Here is an 8259-nt window from a genome sequence, read left to right as displayed (position 1 = left end):
GACCTGGCCCTGCCCACGGCCATCAAGGAGATGCTGCCCTTCTCCATCGCCACCCTCTCCCTCGCCGCCATCTTCGCCGCGGAGGTCAGCACGGCGGACGCGGTGCTCTACATGTTGGCCGGGTCCATCACGAACGACCTGTACAAGCGCTTCCTGCACCCCTCCCTGTCGGACCGGGGGCTGCTCTGGGGCTCGCGGCTGGTCAGCCTCGCCTCGGGCGTGGCGGGCGTGTTCCTCGCGCTGCGGCTGGAGAGCATCATATCGGCCCTCACGATCTTCTACTCACTGATGAGCGTTTCCCTGGCGGCCCCTCTCGTCCTCGGCCTCCTCACCTCCCGCGCCTCGACCGCGGGGGCCGTCCTCTCCGCGGTGTTGGGCGTCCTCCTCACGCTCTTCTGCACGTTTTACAGCGGCGCACCGACGGTGAACCTGGGCTTTGGCGTGCTGGACACGGCGACGCACCTGGTGGACGTCGGCTTTGCGCGGCTCAACGCCACCACGTGCGGCATCCTGCTCTCCTTCGTGGCGATGGGGGCGGCGACGCTCCTCATGCCGGCCCGGCGGTCGGCCGGGGAGCGCGGCCTCCACTGACGCTCTCGCCTCTTTGAGGCCTTTCTGTGTTATACTAATCACCGTGTCAAAAAACACACGCACCCGCGCCGGGGAGCCAGAGGTGTCCCTTGGGGATCGCGAAATCCGGAGTTGCAGAGCGGGGCGGAGGCCTAACCTTTGGGAGGTATAAGAATTGGCAGTTGTGAGCATGAAGCAGTTGCTGGAGTGCGGGGTCCACTTCGGGCACCAGACGCGCCGCTGGAACCCCAAGATGAAGCCCTACATCTTCACGGAGCGCAACGGGGTCTACATCATCGACCTGCAGAAGACCGTGAGGGGGCTGGACAAGGCCTACGACTTTATCCGCACCACCGTGTCGGAGGGCGGGCACGTCCTGTTCGTCGGCACGAAGCGCCAGGCGCAGGAGACGATCCGCGAGGAGGCGACGCGCTGCGGTCAGTACTTCATCAACCAGCGCTGGCTGGGCGGGCTTCTGACGAACTTCCCCACGATCCGCAGCCGCGTGCAGCGGATGATGGAGCTCCGGAAGTACGACGAGGACAACGAGTGGGAGAAGCTCAACAAGAAGCAGGTGGCGGCCCTTCGCAAGCAGCAGACGAAGCTCGAGAAGTACCTTGGCGGGATCGCCAAGATGAACGCCGTGCCGGACGCGATCTTCCTGATCGACCCGCGCCGCGAGGAGAACGCCATCGCCGAGGCCCGCAGGCTGGGCATTCCGGTGGTGTCCATCGTTGACACGAACTGCGACCCGGAGGTCATCGACTACCCCATTCCCGGCAACGACGACGCCATCCGCGCCATCAAGTTGGTGACGGGGCTCATGGCCAACGCCGTCATCGAGGGGCGTCAGGGCGAGGACGACGCCTCGGCGCCGGTCGGAGAAACGCCTGAGGAAAAGGCGGAGGACGCGATCGACACCCGCGAGCGCCTGCACGAAACCTACTCCGACAACAAGTACGAGGAGGCATAAACGATGGCTGAGATCAATGCTGCGATCGTCAAGGAGCTTCGGGAGCGCACCGGCTCCGGAATGATGGACTGCAAGAAGGCCCTGGCCGAGTCGGGCGGAGACATGGAGAAGGCCATCGACTACCTTCGCGAGAAGGGCCTGGCCAAGGCCGCCAAGAAGGCGGACCGTACGGCGAGCGACGGCCGCGTCTTTCAGTACATCCACACCAACTTCAAGGTGGGCACCCTGCTCGAGCTGAACAGCGAGACGGACTTCGTGGCCAAGACGGACGAGTTCAACCACCTTGGACATGAGATCTGTATGCAGATCGCCGCGGCAAACCCGCAGTACGTTCGCCCGGAGGACGTGCCCGAGGACGTGCTGCAGCGCGAGCGCGAGATCTACCGGCAGCAGCTCCTCGAGGAGGGCAAGCCGGCTCAGGCCATCGACAAGATCCTTGAGGGCAAGGTTCGCAAGTTCTACGAAACGAGCTGCCTGCTGGAGCAGGAGTACATCCGCGACTCCAGCAAGAAGATCAAGGACCTGGTCACGGAAATGATCGCCAAGCTTGGGGAGAACATCGTCGTCAAGCGTTTTGCCCGTTTTTCCATCGGCGAGTAGGCCCTGTTGGGATTGAAAAGACTCCGGCGTGGGATTCCTCCGCGCCGGAGTGTTTTGTATGCGAGCGGCGCGGATGCCTGTGCCGGTCCGGCTGCAGGGGCTCAAGGGAGAGGAGTGGGTGCGATATATGCCAAGGTACAAGCGGGTGCTTCTGAAGTTATCGGGCGAGGTCCTGGCGGGGGACGAACGCTTCGGCCTGGACTTTGACGCCGTGCGGCGGGTCGGGGCTGAAATGGTGGAGCTGCACGGCGCCGGTATCCAGCTTTCTCTTGTGGTGGGGGGCGGCAACATGCTGCGCGGCCGAGACGTTCAGAAGCTGGGCATCGAGCGCTCTCAGGCGGACTACATGGGGATGCTGGGCACGGTCATCAACGCGCTGGCGCTTCAGGACGTGCTGGAGAAGATGGGCGTGCCCACGCGGGTGCAGACGGCCATCGAGATGCGGGAGGTGGCCGAGCCCTACATCCGCCGCCGCGCCCTGCGTCACATGGAGAAGGGGCGCATCGTGATCTTCGCCGCGGGGACGGGGCACCCCTTCTTTTCGACGGACACGACGGCCGCGCTGCGGGCTGCGGAGATGGGCGTCGATTGCATGGTGAAGGGGACGAAGGTGGACGGCATCTATGAGGCCGACCCCAAGAGCCATCCGGAGGCGAGGTTTTTCCCTCACCTGTCCTACTCGGAGGCCCTGCAGCGCGACATCGAGGTGATGGACGCCTCCGCCTTCTCCCTCTGCCGCGAGAACCGCATCCCCATCCTGGTGCTGAACGTTCAAAGGAAGGGATGTCTGGTTTCGGCCCTTGTCAACGGCGAGCGAATTGGTACAATCGTGGAGGATGCCTGAGGGGCGCTGCCTTGTGCCCCGATCGTCAGGACGATACTTTTTAAGGAGGGAACGTTATGCCGAAGGACGAGCTCAAAGAACTCCAGGAGAGCATGGATAAAGCCATTGACTTTTTGCAGAACGAATACCTGTCAATCCGCACGGGGCGGGCCCACCCCGGCCTGGTGAGCGACATCAAGCTGGACTACTACGGAACGCCGACCCCGCTCAAGCAGATCGCCAACATCACCATTCCGGAGAGCCGGACGATCCAGATCGCCCCCTTCGACCGGACCAGCCTCAAGGCCATCGAGAAGGCCATCCTGGCGGCTAACATCGGGATGACGCCGCAGAACGACGGAGCCAGCATCCGCCTGACGCTGCCGGAGCTGACGCGCGAGCGCCGCGTGGAGCTGACGAAGCTCCTGGCGAAGAAGGCGGAGGACGCGCGGGTCGTCGTCCGCAACTACCGGCGGGACGCCATCGAGTCCCTGAAGAAACAGGAGAAGGCCTCGGAGATAACGGAGGACGACCTGAAGACGCTGACGAAGGCCGTGCAGGACAAGACGGACGCCTACGTCAAGAAGGTGGACGACATCTACAAAGTGAAGGAGAAAGAGGTCCTGGAGGACTAGCCTGTTTCGGGGCGGCGGAGCGCCCTCCGGACGCCGCCGGATATCGCGAGGCATCAGGGAACATCGTGGAATGGAGGGCCGATCATGGGACGGTTCCTCCCTATTGACCGGTTCGGGAGGTACCGACCATGGCAGAGGCAACGCAGTACGATTCGCCCGCATACTCAGCGTTCAAGCAGAAGATGCAGAAGATCATCGGCTTGGACCTGAACTCCTACAAGGAGCAGATTCACCGCCGCATCCACATGCAGATGGAACGGTGGGGCGTGAAGGGCAACTACGACGAGTACTTCAACATGATCAAGAACGACCCCAAGCGGCTGCGGGAGTTTCTGGACTACCTGACGATCAACGTGTCGGAGTTCTTTCGAAACGATTCCCAGTGGTGGAAGCTCAGGGACAAGATCATTCCGGAGCTGACGCAAAAGCGCGGCAACCGGCGCCTGAAGCTCTGGAGCGCGGGCTGCGCCACGGGGGAGGAGCCCTACTCCCTGGCGATTCTCTCCGCGGTCTGTGGGCTGGAGGCCTCCTCGCCGGTCCTGGCGATGGACATCGACCAGGGCGCTTTGGACATCGCCCAGAAGGGGCACTACGTCAAGGCTCAGTTGGTCAACGCGCCGAAGGAGTACCTGGCGAAGTACTTCACCACGAAGGACGGCGGCGAATCCTACGACGTCAATCAGGAGATCAAGCGGCGCGTCGCCTTCAAGCGCTTCAACATGATCGACGACTCCTTCGGGACGGGCTTCGACATCATCCTGTGCCGCAACGTCGTCATCTACTTCACGAACGAGACGAAGGCGGCCCTCTACCAGAAGTTCTTCAACGCCCTGGCCCCCGGAGGCTACTTCCTGGTGGGGTCTACGGAGCAGATCTTCGAGTACCGCAAGCTGGGCTTTGAGATGGCCGGCCCCTTCCTCTACACGAAGAAGTGACGGGCGGAAGGCGGATGCCCGATGCTTGACGAAGCGTGCGTTTGCCGTTAGAATAACTGAGGTGAAAGGGGCGCGTCCAGTGTGTTTTGACGCGCCGATTTTAAGGGCGGCATAGCCAAGTGGTAAGGCAGAGGACTGCAAATCCTTTACCCCCAGTTCGAATCTGGGTGCCGCCTCCAGTAGAACCGCCGGACATCTCCGGCATAATCCATAAAGCCTGCCGTGAGGCGGGCTTTTCCTTTTTCTTGCCTCCGATAGACCCCGGAAAATTCCGCCCACATCTACCTGTCCACCGTGTAAAATACCGTAGAGAGGACGTCAATCAGGATAAGGGACAAAGCCGCGTATTCACCCGGAGTCTACAAACTATTTTGCGCATAACTCTTAACATTACCACCTTTTTGCTTGTTTCAACTGAGTTTTCATCGTAAAATAGGAAGACATGAATGGAAACGTACGCGCATTGCCGAGCGAAGGGTGCTCCGAGTTCATTGATTATGGAGGATTCATCATGAACGCAAGCCAGGAGATGCAAGCGGTCATTGAAGCGCTGCCGGACCCGATCCTGATCCTCGCCCCCAACCGAGGACGGGTTCTTGCCTACAACAAAGCCTTCGTGGACAAGTGGGGTTTTGCAGAGGAAACCTTCATGGACAAACCCTTCCTGAAGATGCCCCAATTTTCCAAGGCGATCCAGCGCGGGCTGGTCGGGGTCTACACCAGGGCTAAACACAGAAGGGCCGAGATCGCCCCCTTTTCCTTTTGCTATCCAGACAAAAAGGGGTTCTTGAAGACGTTCTCCGCCTCCGCCTCGCCCATTGAAGAGGTGGGGGATCTCGCTGCACCCAGCGTGATGCTGCGCTTTCAGGAACTGCCCCAGACGGACGAGGCCACGATACGCGCCCAAGAGGACGCCGCCGCCTTCAACATCTTTACGGACATCACGGACGAGCCGTGGCTGGAGTTTCGCCCCCCGCTCCCGATCGTCGCCCCTGGAATCGAGGACGGCGATCGGCGCGACCAGCTCATCCACATTGGAACGCACCTTCGCCTCGCCCGCGCCAGCAAGGCGGCCATCCACTTCTATGGCCTCGTCGAGCGGGATACGGAATTCGAAGACGGCACCATCAAGCTGAAGGAGAAGGATTTCCCCTCCTTTTTCAGCCGCAGCGAGGACGCCTGGCGCATGTTGGACATCCTCACGACCATCGGGTTCATTCGGGCACGGTCCGCGATGCTGGACCGCAAGGGCAACGTCATCGAGGCGGAAGTTTCCTGCGCCGGACAGTTCAGCCAGGGGAACAGCATCACCGCCATTTACTGCATCTTCCACTTCTCTGAGGAGATGATCAACTGTCGCAACGCCTTCCGTGAGGGACAACAAATGCGCGACTTCGCCTTCAATCAGCCGTTCCTCGGCCTTGGGCAGCTTGTCCCCCAGCACCCGTTGAAGCGTCCCGAGGCGGAGAGCGCCGAGGCGGAACTGGAAAAGCTCGTCAACTCCATCCTCCTAGTGACGGCCAACGACGCCCTGCTGAAGCTCCACAACGCGCGGAAGAGCCAGTTTTTGATGCAGCCGATGTCCGTTCTCTTCCCAAACGCTCTCCACGCCGTAGCGGTTCTCCGCGAGCTCTTCGTCACGAGAGAATCTTCTTTCGCCCTGTACGACGGCAACGGAACGCTGCAGCACATCACGATCTTCAAGGCGATCTTCAACGACGCCGACGAGTTGGTGCGTATCCTCATCTCGACCTCAGACCACTCCCAGGGCATCGAGGAGCACTACAACAACCAGCCCATCACGCTCCGGCCCAAGCCAGCATAAACGCGCTGAAAGTGCTGGCCTTCCCCTTTGGGAGAGGCCAGCAGCGGTCAATGCTCCCCTGCGGGACAGCCCCCTGCATAAGCAGGCCATCACCGAGGCAACCGGCAGCTTGGTAGGGTCCGTGGTCCCCAAACCGCGGGCAAGGTTTTTAACGTGCGTCGGAAACAGGTTTTATGCGTTTTCCGCCACACCTGACGGCTGAAAGATCAGAGTCGGCCTAACCAGTACGACGACGGGCTTGATCCCCCATAAAGCCGTCGCAACCTGTGATTGGGGTTACTTTACAGCCATAGGACATAACTGTACAATAAAAACTTGTGGGCCTCGGCAGGTTTTTTGTATTTTGGGGACCTTTTTGTGCTCATGGTGGCGCAAAACACAGAAGTCTTTTTTCTGAAAAACACACCCGGAGGAGGAGCAGATGATGAAGGTTGTTGTTTTAGGCTGCACGCACGCCGGTACGGCGGCGGTGTTGAACACCGTGACGCTGCACAAGGACGCGCAGGTCACGGTCTATGAGAGGAACGACAATATTTCCTTCCTGTCGTGCGGCATTGCGCTGCACGTTCAGGGGGTGGTGAAGGACCCCGCCGGTCTGTTCTACTGCTCGCCGGAGAAGCTTGCGGAGCTTGGCGTCACGACCCGCATGGAGCACGAGGTCACGGAGGTCGACCTGGCGGGGAAAAAATTGAAGGTCCGCGACCTGAGATCGGGCAGGGAGTTCGAGGATACCTACGACAAGCTGATCGTCACGACAGGTTCCTGGCCCGTCGAGCCGCCCATCGAGAACGCGAAGCTGGAGAACGTGATGCTTTGCAAGAATTACACGCACGCCATGGAGATCGTGAAGCGGTGTGCGTCCGCGCGCAAGGTCGCGATCATCGGTGCGGGATACATCGGCACGGAGCTGGTGGAGGCCTTCGAGACCCAGGGCAAGTCCGTGACCTTCATCGACCAGATGTCCCAGGTGCTGCCGCGCTATCTCGATCCCGACGTAATCGACGTGATCGAGAAGCTTTACGTCGAGAAGGGTGTGAAGCTGGCCTTCGGCCGGACCGTCAAGAAGTTCGTGGACGACGGGCACGGAAAGGTGGCCAAGGTCGTCACGACGGATGGGGAGTTCGACGCGGACCTGGCGATCCTGTGCGTGGGCTTCCGCCCCCTGACGGCGCTCTTCAAGGGTAAGCTGGAGATGCTTCCCAACGGGGCCATCCGGGTGGACGAGTATATGCGCACCTCGCACCCTGATGTCTTCGCAGCCGGGGACTGCTGTGCGGTCTACAACAACGCCTCCCGGCAGTACAGCTACATCCCGCTGGCCACCAACGCCGTCCGTATGGGGACGCTCGCCGCGCGGAACCTCAAAGCGCCCACGACCGCGCATCGGGGCACTCAGGGGACCTCCGGCATCAAGATCTACGATTGGAACATCGCCAGCACGGGACTGACCGAGCTGGTGGCCAAGGAGTTGAGGATCGACTACGCGGTCTCCGTCCTGAAGGACAACTACCGTCCGGAGTTCATGCCCACCACGGAGCCCTTCTACCTCAAGCTGGTCTACGACCGACAGACGCGGCGTATCCTGGGCGCGCAGGTTCGCTCGAAGGAGGACCTCACCCAGTCGATCAATACACTATCCGTCTGCATCCAGAACGAAATGACGGTGGAGGATCTGGCCTTTACGGACTTTTTCTTCCAGCCGCACTACAACAAACCGTGGAACTACCTCAACTCGGTGGCGCTTCAGGCCCTGCCGCCGGTTTGAGGAACAGAAAAAACCCCCTTAGAACCAGAAACGCATAAGGGATACAAAAGCGCCCTCGATTTTTCAGGGCGCTTTTAGGACCGGAGGGGTTCAGCCAGACGACACGACTTACGGACGCCGACAGGCGGTCGGC

8 protein-coding genes and 1 tRNA gene are annotated in these 8259 nt (G+C 60.9%); all 9 read left to right on the top strand.

The genetic code is table 11. From position 1 onward, the window contains the following. Window positions 1-591: sodium:solute symporter family transporter (locus ACO41U_RS09215; RefSeq protein ID WP_485943368.1), on the top strand; the 591-nt coding region annotated here is incomplete at its 5' end. 154 nt (window positions 592-745) lie between these two features. Further along, complete coding sequence (gene rpsB / locus ACO41U_RS09210) at window positions 746-1543, top strand: 30S ribosomal protein S2 (RefSeq protein ID WP_298781562.1); 798 nt, start codon at window positions 746-748, stop codon at window positions 1541-1543. 3 nt (window positions 1544-1546) lie between these two features. Beyond that, on the top strand, window positions 1547-2143 hold the full coding sequence (gene tsf / locus ACO41U_RS09205; protein WP_298781565.1) for a translation elongation factor Ts: 597 nt from the start codon (window positions 1547-1549) through the stop codon (window positions 2141-2143). Between the two features lie 127 nt (window positions 2144-2270). Continuing rightward, window positions 2271-2987, top strand: coding sequence for a UMP kinase (gene pyrH, locus ACO41U_RS09200; RefSeq protein ID WP_298781568.1), 717 nt, complete (start codon window positions 2271-2273; stop codon window positions 2985-2987). 56 nt (window positions 2988-3043) lie between these two features. Beyond that, window positions 3044-3601: a ribosome recycling factor gene (gene frr, locus ACO41U_RS09195; protein WP_298781571.1), complete on the top strand. Its 558-nt coding sequence runs from the start codon at window positions 3044-3046 to the stop codon at window positions 3599-3601. 128 nt (window positions 3602-3729) lie between these two features. Further along, complete coding sequence (locus ACO41U_RS09190) at window positions 3730-4536, top strand: CheR family methyltransferase (RefSeq protein WP_298781573.1); 807 nt, start codon at window positions 3730-3732, stop codon at window positions 4534-4536. A gap of 105 nt (window positions 4537-4641) precedes the next feature. Beyond that, window positions 4642-4715, top strand: a tRNA-Cys gene (locus ACO41U_RS09185). A gap of 332 nt (window positions 4716-5047) precedes the next feature. Continuing rightward, complete coding sequence (locus tag ACO41U_RS09180) at window positions 5048-6361, top strand: PAS domain-containing protein (protein ID WP_485943364.1); 1314 nt, start codon at window positions 5048-5050, stop codon at window positions 6359-6361. A gap of 421 nt (window positions 6362-6782) precedes the next feature. Continuing rightward, the gene (locus ACO41U_RS09175) at window positions 6783-8126 is read left to right on the top strand and encodes an FAD-dependent oxidoreductase (RefSeq protein WP_485943362.1); all 1344 of its coding nucleotides are present in this window, start codon (window positions 6783-6785) and stop codon (window positions 8124-8126) included. Window positions 8127-8259 lie beyond the last annotated feature (133 nt).

The sequence above is a fragment of the Fretibacterium sp. genome (assembly GCF_057312375.1).
Note: the sequence above shows the minus strand (reverse complement) of the source record. Positions and strands in the feature narration are given on the sequence as shown.